13 protein-coding genes are annotated in these 15392 nt (G+C 73.3%); 3 read left to right on the top strand and 10 right to left on the bottom strand.

All coding sequences use genetic code 11. The features are described 5' to 3' along the window. Positions 1 to 140: 140 nt before the first annotated feature. The 4 genes from ACF088_RS17660 to ACF088_RS17645 form a co-directional block, all read right to left on the bottom strand. Positions 141 to 923 (bottom strand): hypothetical protein, encoded by a 783-nt coding sequence (locus ACF088_RS17660; RefSeq protein ID WP_392376670.1) that lies wholly within the window; start codon positions 921 to 923, stop codon positions 141 to 143. A 129-nt stretch (positions 924 to 1052) separates the two neighbouring features. Next, a complete protein-coding gene (locus tag ACF088_RS17655; RefSeq protein ID WP_392376669.1) occupies positions 1053 to 1835 on the bottom strand; it encodes a hypothetical protein in 783 nt (260 codons plus the stop codon). Between the two features lie 539 nt (positions 1836 to 2374). Further along, positions 2375 to 2590, bottom strand: a complete 216-nt coding sequence (locus ACF088_RS17650; protein WP_392376668.1) for a hypothetical protein — start codon at positions 2588 to 2590, stop codon at positions 2375 to 2377. Between the two features lie 91 nt (positions 2591 to 2681). Continuing rightward, entirely contained in the window at positions 2682 to 3467 is a 786-nt protein-coding gene (locus tag ACF088_RS17645) for a hypothetical protein (protein ID WP_392376667.1), read from the bottom strand. Between the two features lie 2200 nt (positions 3468 to 5667). Here ACF088_RS17645 and ACF088_RS17640 point away from each other — a divergent pair. The 3 genes from ACF088_RS17640 to ACF088_RS17630 all read left to right on the top strand — a co-directional run bounded on the left by ACF088_RS17640 (position 5668) and on the right by ACF088_RS17630 (position 9091). Then, a complete protein-coding gene (locus ACF088_RS17640; protein WP_392376666.1) occupies positions 5668 to 7092 on the top strand; it encodes a hypothetical protein in 1425 nt (474 codons plus the stop codon). Positions 7093 to 7801: 709 nt separating this feature from the next. Then, the gene (locus tag ACF088_RS17635; RefSeq protein WP_392376665.1) at positions 7802 to 8752 is read left to right on the top strand and encodes a hypothetical protein; all 951 of its coding nucleotides are present in this window, start codon (positions 7802 to 7804) and stop codon (positions 8750 to 8752) included. Between the two features lie 111 nt (positions 8753 to 8863). Next, positions 8864 to 9091: a hypothetical protein gene (locus ACF088_RS17630; RefSeq protein ID WP_392376664.1), complete on the top strand. Its 228-nt coding sequence runs from the start codon at positions 8864 to 8866 to the stop codon at positions 9089 to 9091. Positions 9092 to 9948: 857 nt separating this feature from the next. On the opposite strand, the gene ACF088_RS17625 is transcribed toward ACF088_RS17630, so the two are convergent. The 6 genes from ACF088_RS17625 to ACF088_RS17600 form a co-directional block, all read right to left on the bottom strand. Next, positions 9949 to 10380, bottom strand: a complete 432-nt coding sequence (locus ACF088_RS17625; protein WP_392376663.1) for a hypothetical protein — start codon at positions 10378 to 10380, stop codon at positions 9949 to 9951. Positions 10381 to 11167: 787 nt separating this feature from the next. Beyond that, positions 11168 to 12073: a hypothetical protein gene (locus ACF088_RS17620; protein ID WP_392376662.1), complete on the bottom strand. Its 906-nt coding sequence runs from the start codon at positions 12071 to 12073 to the stop codon at positions 11168 to 11170. 423 nt (positions 12074 to 12496) lie between these two features. Next, on the bottom strand, positions 12497 to 12913 hold the full coding sequence (locus tag ACF088_RS17615; RefSeq protein ID WP_392376661.1) for a hypothetical protein: 417 nt from the start codon (positions 12911 to 12913) through the stop codon (positions 12497 to 12499). Between the two features lie 495 nt (positions 12914 to 13408). Then, the gene (locus ACF088_RS17610) at positions 13409 to 13684 is read right to left on the bottom strand and encodes a hypothetical protein (protein ID WP_392376660.1); all 276 of its coding nucleotides are present in this window, start codon (positions 13682 to 13684) and stop codon (positions 13409 to 13411) included. Between the two features lie 352 nt (positions 13685 to 14036). Continuing rightward, a complete protein-coding gene (locus ACF088_RS17605) occupies positions 14037 to 14297 on the bottom strand; it encodes a hypothetical protein (RefSeq protein WP_392376659.1) in 261 nt (86 codons plus the stop codon). Between the two features lie 52 nt (positions 14298 to 14349). Beyond that, complete coding sequence (locus tag ACF088_RS17600) at positions 14350 to 14622, bottom strand: hypothetical protein (RefSeq protein ID WP_392376658.1); 273 nt, start codon at positions 14620 to 14622, stop codon at positions 14350 to 14352. Positions 14623 to 15392: the final 770 nt, after the last annotated feature.

Genomic DNA, 15392 nt, shown 5'->3' with positions numbered 1-15392 from the left:
CACTGGCACAGCGGTAATTGTTGCCGGGGAACGGTCGAACTCGATGGAGGCCGGTCCCCATCGGCTGACGATCGTGCGGGACGCCGCTGTCATCCACGGCGCTCGCGCGCCGTGGGCCGGGCACTGCGTGTGGCCAGCGTCTACAGGCGAACGTCCTTGACCAGGTCGATCACGGGCTTGTCGCCGCGCCTCAGCGCCACTTCGTACAGGGACAGCAGCCGGGCCAGGACGATGCGCGTCGGCAGGTCCGACAGGGACGGGTTGTCGTATCCGAGTGAACTCACGGCGTCCTTGACCACCTCGGGCCGACTGGTCTTGAACGCCTTGCGGACCTGGTCCAGGTCTGGCTGCGAAGCCAGCCACTCCATCGCTCGCTCCAGGTCCCACCGGTCTCCCGGTGCCTCCGGAACGGGGCGCATCGCGCTCTGCCCTTCGAAGCCGGTGAGGGTGGCCAGCCACCCGCTCATGGCGTACCCCCACCACTCCTCGGGCTGCCGGGGCACTCCGATGGCTAGGGCCACTCCGTCGGGCAGGTCGTCCGGGTGGTGCAGGGCCCGGACCGTGCGCTCGATGAGCTGACGCAAGGCTCCGGGCATGGCGGACGGGTTGGAGACGAAGCGGCGCGCTACGACGTCAGGGGCCACCGCTCCCGGCGCCTGCGGGAGGGGGCACGGCACGATCGGCTGCCACCCGCGCAGGCGGACCCACCCGCCCACGATGGTGTCCCTGAGATCGGGATCCGCCGGCGGCTCGGGCGCCGGAGCCGGGCGCCGGGTGTGCAGCGCCAGGAAGTGACCAGCCTGGACGGCCAGCCGGGCCGTCTCCCACCGCGCCGGCCGGGGCGCGTCGCGGCATGAGTCGCCCGAGTAGCCCCACAGGGTCAGGGCGGGATACAGCGCCGGGTGGGCGTTGAACGTCGTCATGGTCGCTTCCGTTCGGGCATCGGCCGGGCGGCCCCTAGTGGGCCACCCGTCATCGTGGTGGTGCAACCCCGCGACCGCGAGGACCAGTTCGTGCAACGGTATCGACCCGAGAGTGCTGTCCGGGACGGTTCAACGGAGGTCGCTGCGGTGCCCCTGGCCCGGCCGCCGGGCGGCCTTGGCTTGGACCTCGGCCGTGGGGTAGCGGGCTTCCGGCCGGTTCTGGCCGCGCTCGTACGTCGCTTCGATCCCCCAGCGCGACATCTGCTTGCGGACGGACCCACGCGCGATCCCGAGATATTCCGCCACTTCGTCCGTGGACATGGTCACCCGCTCCGCGCGGCCCTCACCGACGGGGGCCACAGCCGTGAGGGCCTGGCGGGCCCGCTCAGCCGCCGAGGCCGCCTTACGGGCGGCCTCGGCGGCGGCGGCCTCGGCGACGCAGGCATGCTCGTACGCCTCGCGCCGTACCTCCACGTCGGCCGTCCAGGCGGCGAGGTGGGACTCGACCGTTTCCCACAGGCGTGACCAGGAGGACACCTCGTCGGCTGTGAGGTCGACCGTCTCGCCGCCGGCGACGGCCAGGCGGTAGGAGGCGAGCGGCTGCGGCATCGTCATGTTGACGCGTGAGTGTCCGCTGATCTCCAGGGTGACGCCGCCGCGCTTCCAGATAGCCGGGGCGTTGGGCGGGGTCCTGACCGCTTCCTCCAGTTCGGCCTTGAACTGGTCGAGCGGCTGGACCTGCTCGATCTCGGGGAGGGCATGGTCCGTCACGACGGCCCAGAACTGTTCCTCGGGCACGTCGTCAACGTCCTGGACACCCAGTCGCCGAAGGGCGGCGGCGATGGCGTCGATGTCGTAGTCCTCGACGCCGTCACTGAGAGCCTGTCCGATGCTGTACTCCAGGTCGCTCATGATCTCTCCTCCGGGATGAGGCGGGGTGCCTGAGTAAACTATGCCCCACGTGGGGCATAGTTTCAAGGCGGGCGAGGGGCGCCGCCTCGATAGACGTCCAGCCCCCGGAGAGCTGTGCACCGCCGGCAGTCTCGGAAACGGTTCGATCGAACCGTTTCCGACGCCACCTCTTGCCTTACTTGCCTGACAGCGGGCCATGCAGCCTGACCTGTGTGAAGTGCCTCCGGACCCTAGATAACCGACGCTGTTTACCGCGCTGGACTGCCGCGTTGAGCGAGCACGCTGAGGATGCGTGCTGGCCGTGCGTGGTCATCCGGTGGTCTCTTCTGGTCGGTGTGGTCGAGGTCAGGAACCGGCTGACCTGCGCCCGGCAGCTGCCAGGGCGTGACCGTGGCGAGGAAGAGGCGGCTGGTGTCTGTCAGACCGCTTTGTGGGTGTGGAGCCACGTGGCGATCGGCGGCTGTCGGCCATGTGGGAACCGACGCTTCATGTGGGCGATTTGGGGGACGCGGCTGGGGCCGACGGGCCGGCGCCGACGGCTACCGCTTGGTGGCCGCGCCTCCGGCCGCCCTGATGCTGCTGGAGTTCTGCTGCTCACTGCCAGCCGGGTCTGCTCCGGCTGTGCCCTCCGAGGGAGCGACCGCGGCGGAGGTCGTCGCCGGAGGCCGGGCCGGGCGGCCGTCGGCCCGTACGCTGACGCACGCCGTGGCGAGGAGGAGAACCAGCGGGATCAGCAAGGCGGGACGGCGGCGCATCTGCCCACCGTGGCGCAGGTGATGTGGCGCGGCCGCGCCGACACGATCACCTCCACCTGGACGGGTGACGGCACGGGCCGGTGCAGGCAGCTCAGTCGAAGTCGCTCAGCCGGTGAGGCGTGAACCCGGTCCTGCCCTCTCGGCGGGCGACCTTGTCCAGCACCCTCATCCAGTCGAGGTCGACCTGCTCCTTGACCGTGAGCCCGACGCGGCTGCGGCGAGCGAGCCTGTCCACTACCTGGCCCTGCTCCTGCCTCTGCTCCTGGTCGGCCGCCTGCCACAGATGCAGAACGGCCTCGACGTCACCGCCGTCGCCTCCCAGGGCGTGCACGAGGGCCTGCACCGTGTCCCAGCGCGTCAGGACGGCTCCGCTCAGGACATTGCGCACCGTGGCGGCGGCCAGGTGGCCCGTCGCCGCCTCGACTTGCCGGGCGAGACCCTCGACCGAAGGCCAGTCCGCCAGGGCCTGGAGGCCGCGGAGGTGGTCGGCGAAGGCCCGCCGCGCGGGGTAGAGGTCGGGGGGCGGCAGGCACGAAAGGCAGTACGGCCGCAGATGCCCCTCGCCGGCGTCGGTCGTCAGCGCACAGAGGTCAGTGGCAGCACCGCACCGGTGGCACAGCCAGTTGATGTCCGGCGCGGTGCGCGGCAGAGGCTCGCCCCTGCGGAAGGTCATCTCGGTGACCTCGGTGACCTCGGTGACCTCGGTGACCTCGGTGACCTCGGTGACCTCGGTGACCTCGGTGACCTCGGTGGGCACGGCCGCCCCGGCGGCGGTGACGGCGGTGGTACCGCGCCGGGCCTGGGTGTACTTGTTGCCGGTGCGCTCCTTGCGCGCGCGGGCGCGGGACTTCGGGCCGCTGGCTCCGCTCTTGGTCATGACACCTCCGTCACGGGACCCCACGCATCCCGCCGGGCTCGGGCGCCATCAGCGCGGGCAGGTGCACTACGTTCCGCGGGCCCGCGCCGGGAGCACCCGGGGGTCCTTGGCCACCGTCCGGCAGCGTGGGAGCCGGGCGTCTCGTGACGTGCGGCGTGCGCGTCCTGCCGCTGGTCGGCAGCCTACCGCCTCACGAACCCCTACTGTCACCGGAAGGTGACAGCCTGCCCGGGAGTCGCTGCGCGAGGGCCCGCCGCCCGTCAGCCCAGGGTCGAGACCATGGCCAGGGTCTGCCCCGAGGCGGTCTGGCCCGCGCCGCTTCGCCGGCAGTTCGTGCCCGGCCGCCACCTGCTGCCCGACTGTGTGGGTCCGGGGGAGTAGCGGCCGGCCGCCTGCCGCGCCCCGCGCCGTCTGCGTGCCGCCGTCCGCCGCCGTCCCGCGCCGCCGTTCCCGTCGCGCTGCCGTCGCGCGGCTGTCGGCTGTCGGCCGCGTGCCGTCGCGCTGCGTCGTGCCGGTCTGCTGCCTGGTCGCGGTGCCCGCCGGGGTCGTCGTCGCGCCGTCGCCCGCCGCGCCGCGGCCGGTGCTGCTCGGTGCTGCTCGGCCGTGCCGGGTCGTTGGCCTGCTGCTTGCGCCCGTCGCGGCCAGCTCCGGTTGCCCAGGGCCTGGCCGTCGTCCGTCGCGGCGGCCGGCTGTCCCCGCGTCTCGGTGTCTCCGGGCCCGTCGCGGCCGGTTGTTCCCGGTCCGTGCTCGTGCTGGCTCGTCGCCGTCGCCGTCGCCCCGCGCCGCCGCTCGCCGCACCGCGGCGCGCCGCGCCGTCGTCGTCGGGGTCGGCCCCGGCCTGCGGCCGTGCCGTGCCGTGTCGCTGTCCCGGCCCTCAGCCGCCGGCCGCGCCCCGCGGCTCAACGGCCGCCCCCTGGCCGCCTCCTGTGTCTCCGCGCACGTGCCGCCTGCCCCGTCCGCCAGCTGTGCCTCCTGTCCGGTGCCTGCGGCCGGCGCCCGCGCCGCTGTGCCCGCGCACCGCCCGTCCCGGGCCGCGCGTCCCGGCCGCGCCCCGTACGCCGCGCCCCGCCGCCCCGTCGTGCTGTCCCGGCCGTCCGCCGGCCGCCCTGTCGTGCCGTCCGCCGGCCGCCCCGTCGGTCGTCCGCCGCCTGTCCGTCCGTCGGCAGCCTGTCCGTCCGTCGTCCGTCTGTCGGCCGGCCGGCATCGTCTGTCGCCGCGCCCGTCCCGTCCGGCGGGTCCGTCAGTCGTTGTTCGCTTGTGGGTATGGGGAGTTGCTGCTCGCCGTACGTCGCCCGGCCGAGCCGTGCCGCGCGCCGCCCGTCTCCGCCGGCTGGTCGCGCCGTCCGGCGTCGGCGTGCCCCGCCGTCCGGCGTCGAGGGGAAGTTGCTGCTCGTGCCGCGCTCGCCTCGTCCGCCGTTCGCCGTCCCGGCCGTCCGCCGCGCCCCGTCGCCGGGCCGCTGCGCGGTCCCGCGCGCTGCTGGTCAACGCCCGTGCCCGTGCTGCCGAGCCTCTGGCCGCTGTGCCGAGGAGCTGCTGCTCGAGTTCGGCCGCGCCGTGCCCGGTCCGTCAGATGTCCCGCGCGTTCCCGGTCGCGGCCCCGCGGCCGCCTACCTCCCGGCCCCCGGCCGTGCTCCGCCGCAGCCCCGCCCCGGTCCGGTCGCCGGGCACCGGTGTCCGGCCCGCGCCCGTCCGGTCGTCCCGCCGCTCCGGGCCCGGCGTCGTGTCCCGAGCCCCGGCCGGCCGTGCCGCCCGGCTCCGTCCTGCCGCGCCTCCGCCGGGCCGTGGCCGCCGCCCCGCGCCGCCGTCCCGCACGCCGTCGCCCTGCCGCGCCGGCCGCTTGCTGCCCCGCCGGCCGCGCGTCGCTGCCGGCTGCCGGTCGTTGTCGCACCCCGCGTCTGTGTGGGGCGTGCTGCTTCGCGCTGCTTTCACGGTCTGATGCAGCGCGCTGTTGAGACGCGGTCTGATAGCGCGCTGTGGAGCGTGCTGGGCAAGCGTGTCTGCCGCGCATGCCGGTCACCTGCGCTGGTTGGTGCGCTGCCATGGGGTGTTGCTGCTGCACGCTCGCCAGCTCGCAGCGGTGGCGCGTGTGGTGGGCGTGTTGGTCATGCGTGCCTGTTGTCCGGTCGCTTTCGGTCAGTTCCGGTCCAGGGGCGCGGTGGTGCTGACCGTGGGTTTACCGGGGCCTTAGGGTCCTGGAGCTGTGACGGAGACGAGGAAAAAGCGGCTGTTGCCGACGGGTTACTGCTTCTGCGGTTGCGGCGAGGAGGTGGGCATCGGCCGGTGGTTCGTGCTCGGGCACGACATCACGTCCGCCGGCGCGCTGCGCACCGTCGAAGAGGGCGAGCTGAGCCTGCCGGAGCGGCTGGACAAGGCGGGATTCGGGCCGGAGCGCTCGGTGGTCCAGGAGGCGATCGACCGGGCGGGCTGGGTGAGCTGCGAGGGCTGCGCGTACGCCGGGAAGCCGGCGGGGCTGGCTGCTCATGTGCGTGGGGGCGGGTGCGAGGGCGCCGGCCGGGCCGAGCCCGAGCCGGACGGGGCCGGGGTGCCGGCGGGCGGGGGCCGGGCCGTCGAGGAACTGCCCCCGCACGCGCCCGTGTTCGAGGACGACAAGAGCCGCATGGGCGGGCCTGTCGGTCAGGACACAGGGCCGGTGCGGGTTGGGGCGGGCGTGGCTCGGGGGTTGTTGCTGCCGGGGCCGGATGACGGGTTGTGGCGGAAGGTGCCGCTGCATCTGCGTCAGAACCTGTCGGTGGCCGCGTACCGGCTGGTGACGCCGGAGCAGCCGGTGTTGCGGGAGAAGGGGAATGCCGGGGTGCGGTACGCGCTGCGGGCGGCTGATGGCATGCGGTTGGCCGGGAAGCACTGGCTGGCGTTGCTGGGTGCGCCGAGGGGGGCGTTCGGCAGTGCGCGCAGTGAGCGGGCGCAGCGGGTGTTCGAGGTTCTGGAGCAGGTGGTGGCCGAGTACGTGGCTCCGGCCGTCGCCAAGACCGCGGTGTCCGCGGAGGGCGCGGTGTCCGAGCCCGGTTCCGCCGAGGCAGCCCCTGCTCCCGAACCCGACCGCGCCCCCGAGGCCGTCGATGAGCTGGTGCGTGTCTGCGCGGCCGGGCCCGACGCCGGGGGCGACGCGGCGGAGCCGGTGGACGGCGCCGGGCCCGCGGCTGTGCCGGGGCCGAGGGAAGCAGAGCTGCGGCCGGCCGATGACGCCCCGTCCGAGCCGGCCGCCTCGCCCGCGACGTCCGCGTCGGGTGTTCCGTCGGTGAGGGCGGAGGCGGGGGCCGCGCGGGGCCGGCTGCTGCCCGGGGAGGACGCCCCGGCGTGGGACCAGGTGCCGCTGCATCTGCGTCAGAACCTGTCGGTGGCCGCGTACCGGCTGGTGACGCCGGTGCGGGGGACGTTGAAGGTGAACGAGCAGCGCCGTGTGCTGTCCGCGGTACGGGCCGCCCAGCGGATGCGGATGACCGGCGCGCACTGGCTGCTGCTGATGACCGCCGAGCGGGAGGTCTTCGGCAGTTCGGCGAGTGCGCGGGCCGGCGCGTTCTACGGGACGCTCGAGCAGATCCTCGCCGAGCACCCGCTCCTGACCCAGGACGCGTCGGCCGCGCCCGTGGAGGCCGGGTCCGGCTGAACCACCATGGGGCCGGACATGCTGCGGCGTCCGTCGGCCAGCCGTCCTGGCCGTGGTGTCGCCGGCCCCGGGTTGTGCCTCCGCCGCCCGCTGCCGCTGTTCACCGGCCGCGCCGCCGGCTGCCGACCTGTGACTGAGCCCTCCTGTCGGCCAGTTGAGTGCCAGGCCAGCCAGCCGCGGTACTACGCGGGCGCCCTGGCTGACGTGCCCGGTGGCGGCCGGGCCCCGGCCGCCACCTCGTTGCCGCTCGCCGCGGCCCTGGATGCGGCAGCACGGTGGTGGACCGCGGTGTTGGAGGCGGGTCTGGCGCCAGCGACGTCGCCAAACGCGCGTCGCCCACCCACGCGAGTCTGACGCCCTGATCCGGGCCGCGCATCTGCTCACCCGCCCCGCCGCGGCCCTGGTACGACATCGAGGTCCGCGCGCACGCCCGCACCCTGCTCGCGGCCGCCGGGGCCCTCGGCGTCGGGCGGTCAGCGGGTCTGCTACCCGGGCGTTTCGGCCGCCGCGGGTGTGGGCCGGCCGCGTAGGCTACGCACCGTGGACCCGCACCTGCCCGCCCCGTTTGGTGAGGATCTTGTGATCCTCAGGAACTCCCTCCACCTGGCCCGATGACGAGCACCCGGCGAGAGGGCACCGCACCAGTGCGGCGAGTGCCCGGGTACCGGGCATCGTCGCCCCTCCTCCTCGGGCCGGTACGGTGCCGGTCATGCACGATTCCACACCAGCTCCGGGCGCCGGCCACACACCGGGCCGATGGCACCGGATCGAGGTCCTCCCTCAGCAGGAGGCAGAGGAGTTCGCCCGGACTGCGAGGGTCACCCGGCACGCCCGGCGGGAGTACATGGGCACGCACATCGTCTCCGAGGCCACCGCGGACGCTGAGATCCGGCAGCTGGTCGAGCGCTTCCTCCAGGTCGGGCACCTGGCCCGCGGGGCCAGCGGCACTGTGCGGGCCCGCTGCCCCAAGGCCGACGGGAAGGAGCATCCGTACTCCTTCCTCCTGGACATGGAGACCCGGCACGTCGTCGGCTACGTGGGGCCGGCCGTCTCCTGGTTCGACGAGATCCGCGCGCCGCTCGAAGAACTCCGCCGACACCAGGCGGAACAGCAGGAGCGCCGCGAAGAGCAACGCCGGCGCCGTGCGGCGCACGAACAGCGGATGCAGGAGCAGCAGGAGGCGGCCGCGGCCCGCCGGGCGGCAGCCCTCCAGCCGAAACGCCTCCAGCCGACGTGGCCACAGCTGCCGGTCGGCTACTACGGCCGAGACGGCAACCCGGCGCCGGAGCCCGCGCGTCGGCGGCCGATCACCGACGAGGCCAGGATCCGCCGCGTCGGGCGCCTGCCTCATGTCGTGTTCCACTCCGACGCGCTGAACAGCAGTTTCTTCCGCGAAGTGCCCGTGGAGCGCCGGTGCGAGGCCCTGCAGCGTGTCCTGGATCTCCTCCTGCGCGCGCCGAGCAAGGGCACGGTGGTCACCGGCCCCGACGCCATCACCGTGACCGGGAAGAAGGTCACGATGACCCTCACCCCGGACTGCACCGTCGTGCGCACCCTGAACCCGCCCGAGCCGGGCAACCGCAAAGATCCCCCGCAGTACCGGGCCAAGAACTGGGTCAAGGCCCGCGAGCGCGCCCGGGAGCAGGACCTCGAGCCGTAGGGCGCACCGGTCGGTCCGGGGCCGGGCGGGCGCGGTACTCGACGAGTTGCAGCCGGACGTGCGCGTCGGCGGGGCGCAGTGCCATGGCCCGTGGCAGGGTTCGGTCCGCGCGTGGCCACCGCCGCCCGTGCCATGGGGTCCGTTCTGGAGATCGTCGCGAACACGCTGGAGGCTGGCCTCAATCTCGCTGAACGTGCTGACCGACTTCCCTACAGTCCGGAGCAGTTGCTGACCGTGATCGGCCCCTGCTATGCCGCGGCGTCCGTGCACCTGCGTTTGGCCGCGGACACGCTCAGCGGCCGCTACCCGCTCCCGCACCACGACGTCGCCCCGTCGTAGGCCGGCCGGAGCCCTGCGCGGGCCGGCCGCCGGGCGGAGGACGGCGTCTGCACGGGTCGTTGAGCGGTGGAGGAGTGGCGAAGTCCCGCGGCCGGCGATTCGCGTCCGCCGCCCGCCGTCCGGCCGGGCCAGGGGCATTGCCGGCTTCCGGCTGTGCCGGTGCCGACCCGGACTGCGGTGTGCGGGCGCGGCAGGGTTGTGTGCTCGGGTAGGCCGGTGCCCGGCCCGCACTTCCAGCGCGTTGCTGTTGCGCGGCCTGTCTCGGGCTGGGTCATCGAGCTGCCTGGTCACGTTGGATGAGCGCGCTTGTGAAGCGTGCTGTTTTACCGCGCTGCCTGTCGCGTTGAGCGAGCACGCTGAGGACGCGTGCTGGCCATGCGTGATCAGCCGGTGGTCTCTTCTGGTCGGTGTGGTCGAGGTCAGGAACCGGTTGACCTGCGCCTGCCAGCTGCCAGGGCGTGCCCGTGGCGAGGGAAAGGCGGCTGGTGTATGCCAGGCCGCTTTGTGGGTGTGGAGGCCACGTGGTGATCGGCGGCTGCCGGCCGTGTGGGAACCGGCGCTTGAGGTGGGCGACTTGAGGGCCGAGCAGGTCGCCGACGGCCTGTCGCGCCTCGTAGGAGGCCGGCACAAAGGTCCGTACCGAGGTCGCCGGCCTATGCGGGCCTGTGCACGCGGTGGAGCCCGCCCCGGCGTCGGCGTGTGCCGGGCCCGAGCCGGCCGGGATGTCGGCTGCCCTGGGCGGGGCGGTGGCTGAGGCGCTGAGTGGATGAGCGCGGCGTGCGAGCACTGGTGGATGCTTGGGCCTTGCCGGTGCCGAGGAGCTGCTGCTCGCGCTCGGCCGCGCCGTGCCCGGTCCGTCAACTGTCCCGTGAGATCAAAGTGGGGTTGTCATCGAAGGGGAGAGGGGTCCACTGCCCGGGTGGGAGCTCAAGGGTGTGGCCGCCGGGGTGACGCTGGGGGTCGAAGACCTCCCACTGTGGCGGGATGTCGTCCGCAGGTGGGGAGGAAGGGGTGTGGTGGCGGGTGCAGTGCTGGGCGGTGTACTGATCAGCGAGGTGGTCGGGGACCTGAGTGGCGCGCACCCATACCAGGCCGTTGCCGGTGGTGAGCGCGAGCAGGGAGTGTCGCCAGGGGGTGGGCGAGGGCAGTTTGGTCACGCAGCGCGTACCGCTCTGATTGCGGGTCACACAGCGGATGCTGGGGTGGCCGGGCATGAACATCGGTCGTCCGCCCAGCAGGTAGGTCTCGCCGGGTTCGGAGTCTCGGCTCGGAAGTTCGTGGGGCTCCATTGGGTCCTCTCCGGGGGTGGTCGGCGCGGGGAGAATAGCGCAGCGGCGTGGCCCCGGTGCTGGCTGGCGAGAACTGTGCGGGCCCGCAGCCTGTTTCCGGCGCTGCGGCACGCCGAGGCCGTGTGCTGGCTGTGTGTGGTCATCCGGTGGCCGCTTCTGGTCGGTGCGGTCGGGGCCAGAAGCCTGGCTGACCTGCCAGGGTCTGCTGCCAGGGTGTGACTGCGGCGGGGGAAACGCGACTGGTGTCTGCCAGGCTGCTTTGCCCGCTGCGCAGCGGCTGTGTGTGCCGGCCTTTCCCGCCGGCGGCCCAGCCGCCGGTCCAAGGTCGCCACCATCGGGCGGACGTCGGGCTGACGGCCGCCATCGTGGGCCCGCCACCCCGTCCCGGTCCCGGCCCGCTGGCGATTGGCGGCTGCCGGCCATGTGGGAACCGACGCTTGGTGTGGGCGACTTGGGGGCCGCGGCTAGCTGCCGGCTGGTATGCCACGGCGGGCGGTGCCGGCGCCTGTGCGGTCTTGACGCAGCGCTGCGGCCGGCACCGCGCCGGCCGCCGGTGTGGCCGGTGGCCGTACGTCTGAGGTGTTGTGCCTGTGGAAGGAGTCGCGCCCGGCTGGCTCTCGCGTCCCTGGCTGCGCAGTTGGCCGCGGCGGCTGACTGGCTGGCACCGGGCCGGCGCGGCGGTGGGTTTGAAGTCTGCGGCGGCCGGCCGCGGTCCTGCCCGCCCGCACCGGTCCTTCCCGGCGTCGCGCTACTCGTCTCGCGGCAGTCCGCCCGGGTACGCCGCCGGCTACTTGCGTGGCGGGGTGTCCGTCTCGGCTTCCTGCCCGATCCCGAGGGCCTTGGCGACCTCGTCGAAGACCTCGGGGTCGATGGGCGGCCTGGTGGCATCGGACGGCCAGTCCAGATCGACGATGACCGGGGTGTAGGGGGCCGGGCGCGGTTCGTTGCCGGGCAGGTCGAACAGGAGGGCCCGCTGGCCGCTCGTCTCGGCGAGGAGCCGGGCGAGGTCGCCCGCGTCCGTACGTGTCTTGTCCGCGCCTCCGGGCCGGATGTGCTTTTCGTCCAGGAGCCGCCGCGCCAGGTTCTCTAGTTCCGGGGTCCGGTCAGCGGGGGTGCGCGGGGCGGTCAGGGCGCGGGCCTGGTCGGCGGTCATGCCGGTGGCCGAGGTACCGGGCCGGAGGCCGAGGGCGAGCGCCAGGGTCACCGACAGTTCGGGGGAGGTTGAGGTCTTGTCCGCGCCGGCGCGGTGGTAGTGCCCGGCGGTGAAGTTGTGCTCGGTGATGTGCCGTACGGCCGCCAGGTCCGGGCGGGCGGAGCGGGGGGCGGTCAGAGCGCGGGCCTGGTCGGCGGTCATGCCGGTGGCCGCGACGAGGGCCCTGACGGCGGTCTCGGGCAGGGGACCGGCGGCAAGTTCGTCGAGACGCTCGGTGGCGGAGGTGCCGGGCTGGAGGCCGAGGAGTTCCATGGCACGGTGGCGTTGGACGCCGGCCGCGGCGGCGATGCGCTTCACGTAGCCTTCCAGCCGCTCGGCGGGCCGCGGCAGAGGCACACCCGGGATCCGGTCCGGGAGACCCTGCGGGCGGCCGGCGCGGGCGGCGACGGCCTTGCGGGCCTGGTCCAGGGTGATGCCGGGGTGATGCCGCTTGTACGCGCGTACGGCGCGGTCCTGCTCCCTGGTGCGGCGATGGGTCATGACGTCTCACTCCTGGTTCGGCCTGCTGCCCCACACGCGCCGGCCGGTCCAAGGTGGAAGAGGCCATGACGAAGCTGCTCGCGCGAGTCTCAGACGTCTGCGGTCCCCTTCGGCGGTGTGGGCGTCGAGGTTGTGGACCGGGCGCGGCGCGGTTGCCCGATGGTGCTCCGTCATCGTAGCGGCCGCATCGGACACCCGGAGGGGGAGCCCCGCCGCGGCTCGGCCGAAATGCTGCACTCTCCGGCTGACCCGCCCGCCCGGCGTCCGCAGGCGGGTCGGGGTACCAGGCGAGTACGGTGTCGCGGCCATGGGGGCCGGCCGGGTAGCTGGGCGCGGGTGCAGTGGAGGCGTACCGCGTGGGCGGTGCGGCCGGTGGTGGGTGGGTTGTGCTCGTGGCGACGGAGTGGAGGGCGGAGAGGTGCGTCAGCGCAGTGTGAGGCGGACTGTGCTGTGGCGCCGGATGGAGCTGGCCGGGAAGCGGGCTCCTATCCGCCAGCAGTCAGTGAGGATGCTGTTGAGGGTGCGTGTCCGATCCACGGCGTGGTGCCCGAGAAGAGGCTGTGCTTCCTCGGGCAGGTCGGCCAAGGGGCGGTCGCCGACGACCCACGCAAGCATTGGCTTGCCGTCGCGGGCGGGCAGCACGTACGGCGTTTCCTCGGCGGTGAGAGTCTCGGAGATGGCTGCGCTTCCCTTGCCTGCGGACAGGGTCAGGTATCTCGCCCCTGGATAGAGCTGGCCGATCAGTGAGATGACGGTTGCCAGCGCGGCTTCGGCGCTATGGCGCGCCGCGGCCAGGGCAGCATCCAGCTCGCCGATGGTGTCAACTTCTGCATTGTCCATTCCATCCTCCATGTACGCGGAGTTGCGCCGCCGCTCATAGCTGCCTTCGGGGCGCTGGTGGCACCGGGGGCGGTGGACCGTGAGGAATGTTTCCGCGGCATCGACTCGTCGGGTTCCTGGTGCGCGCTGTTGGGTTAGCGGGTGGTGGTGGTCCAGCGGTGGTGGGGGGCGGTGGATGGTGCCGATGGGGTGGTCGGTTGGCCGGTGATTGTGCCGGTGGCGTGGTTGTGGGCCAATTCCCGCCGTGCGTCCGCCCGGTGGTGGGGATGTGGCGGGCCGGGCCCGGGGTGCATCCCACAAGGCGGGTGGCGCACGCCGTGGCCCAGGCTTGTGCCGACGCTGAAAGTGCTGGCGATGTTGACCGGGCTGCGTGGTACTTCCGGCGCTGCGCCGCCTCGCGGCCGACTGGGCGACCACGCCCACTGTCCCGATCGCGCTCCGCACAGGCCCGCAGGAGGCCGCGCCTGTCCGCATGGAAGTGCCCGGTTGCGGGTGTCAGGGGGTGTCTTCGTGCGTGCCGGTCTGCACTTGGGCGATGGTGGCCCACATCAGTGCCATCTGGATGGCGTCGTCCTTCTTCTTGCCCTGGAAGTCGGCGTCGCCTGCGGCGGGTAACCAGTTGCCTTCTTCGGCGCGGGCGGTTTGGGCGAATTCGCTGGCTTCCTTCTGGAGGCGGGCATGCTTCTCGGCCACCTCGGCCCAGCGAAAGGCGTTGGCTGCGGCCGGAGGGCGGCTCCTCGTCTTCTTCACGTCCTGGTTCGCGCTGCTCATCGCGGGCCCCTTCCCTGGTGGTGTTCGTGGTGGCGTCGGCGGGGGTGGTTCCCTGCACCGCACAATAAGTAATTTAGCCAATATCGCAGTAAGTGTCAATTCGGGTGTTAGGGCTGCATGGGGAGGGCGTGCCGCTATTACCGGCGGTCCTAGTTGCACCCGTCGCTGCGCCGGACCTGATCGCGACTGGGCCCGTGGCGCGCGCCCTCGCGGTCGGCCTGCCGCCCGGCGCGCTGTGCGATGGCGGCCCGTGGGCGGCGGAGTTGAAGGCGGCGGTCTGGTGGTGTGTTCGTCGGCGGTCGGCGGTCGGTGGCTTGGGTCCCGGGCCGACGAGGGGTGGAGCCGGTGGGGTTCAGCCCGTTGTGTGTTGCGTCGGCTGTTCGGTGCTGCCGGTGTGCTGTTCGAGGTACCAGGCGAGCACGGCGTCGCGCTCGCGGCGGACCTGGCCGTCGCGGTCGTGGGTGCCGGCCGGGTAGCCGGGCGCGGGGTGCCAGTGAACGCGCACTGCGTGGGCGGTGCGGCCGGTGGCGGCGGCGACTTCCTCGGCGGTGATGCGCTCGGGGAGGCGGGCGAACGCCTCACGTATGGCGTCAGGGTTGGTGTCGGCGTCCATGGGGAGCTCCTGTGTGGCGAGGCGGGCTTGAGCAGCTGCGCCGGGTGCTTGGTCAGGTGTTGGTGTCCCCTGGCCAGGCCACGGTCGGCTTCACTTTCTCGGCGTGTCCGTTGCGGACGATGACTCCCCACATGTCGTTCCGCCGCGGTCCCGCGCCGGCCGGTCCCGCGGTCCGCCCCGGCTGCGCCTGATTGTCCGGTGCCTGCGCCGCTCTGGCCGCCGCGTCCCGGCGCCGGTAGTGCCTGGTGCGTCGGTGCGGTGTGTGACCGGTGCGGAACGGCAGCCAGGCCGGGGTGCTCTGCTGCTGTGCAGAGAGTTGGTTCATGCCGCTTCGGTAGCAGGGGCGGGGCGGTTCGTGTGGCGGGTCGGCTATCTCTACCCAGGATGGTGAACACCCCTTCCGCTGCGACCGCAGGCTGCTAACGTCGTAGCTGTGCCAGTCCTTCGGGGCCGGCGCGGGTCGTGTGCGACGCCGTTATCAGCCCTTGAGGGATCGCAACAGCACTTTCACTTTTGCTTGTTGCTTCTCGTCGTCGCACGCAGCCTCTTCATTGATCCCTGGAGGGATCGCAAGGTACGTGCTTTGCCTGGCAATTCGCGCGCTTTGCACTCATCAGCCCGTAGAGGGCTTGCCCCAAGGGGCACACGAAGGGCCCGGCTCTGCCGGGCCCTTCGTCGTTTCTGCGGCCGCTCCAGCAGCGGGCGGCAGACGTCGGTCTGGAATTCTCGTCAACGGCCTGCTGGGCAGGGGTGGTGGCGGCCCGGACGCCGGTGCCGGAGTCGGGCCGCCGCACGGCGCCCGGCATGGGCCGGCCATCACGCGCACGTGTCACTGGCAACGCGCCGGCCCGGAGAAAGTCACGCGATGTGGGACGACCCGGCCCGGGTGCGGGGCGCGCTCGCCGGCCGGGGGCCCTGCCACCGGCCCACGGGTCCCGCCGTGATGAACCACGTCGCCGGGCTGCGTGCCGCGCCCGCCGAGGGGAACCGCGGCTGGTGTTCGGGGAGTTCGCGGTGGCCGGCCGCATCCGTTCCGGGCCGGCGCGCAGCTGGCCGGTGCGCCCGGTGGCGGGTCAGGCGCTGCCGGGCCGTGGC

Origin of the sequence: Streptomyces sp. NPDC015125 (assembly GCF_043080045.1) — a bacterium.
In the GTDB taxonomy this organism is placed as follows: domain Bacteria; phylum Actinomycetota; class Actinomycetes; order Streptomycetales; family Streptomycetaceae; genus Streptomyces.
Note: the sequence above shows the minus strand (reverse complement) of the source record. Positions and strands in the feature narration are given on the sequence as shown.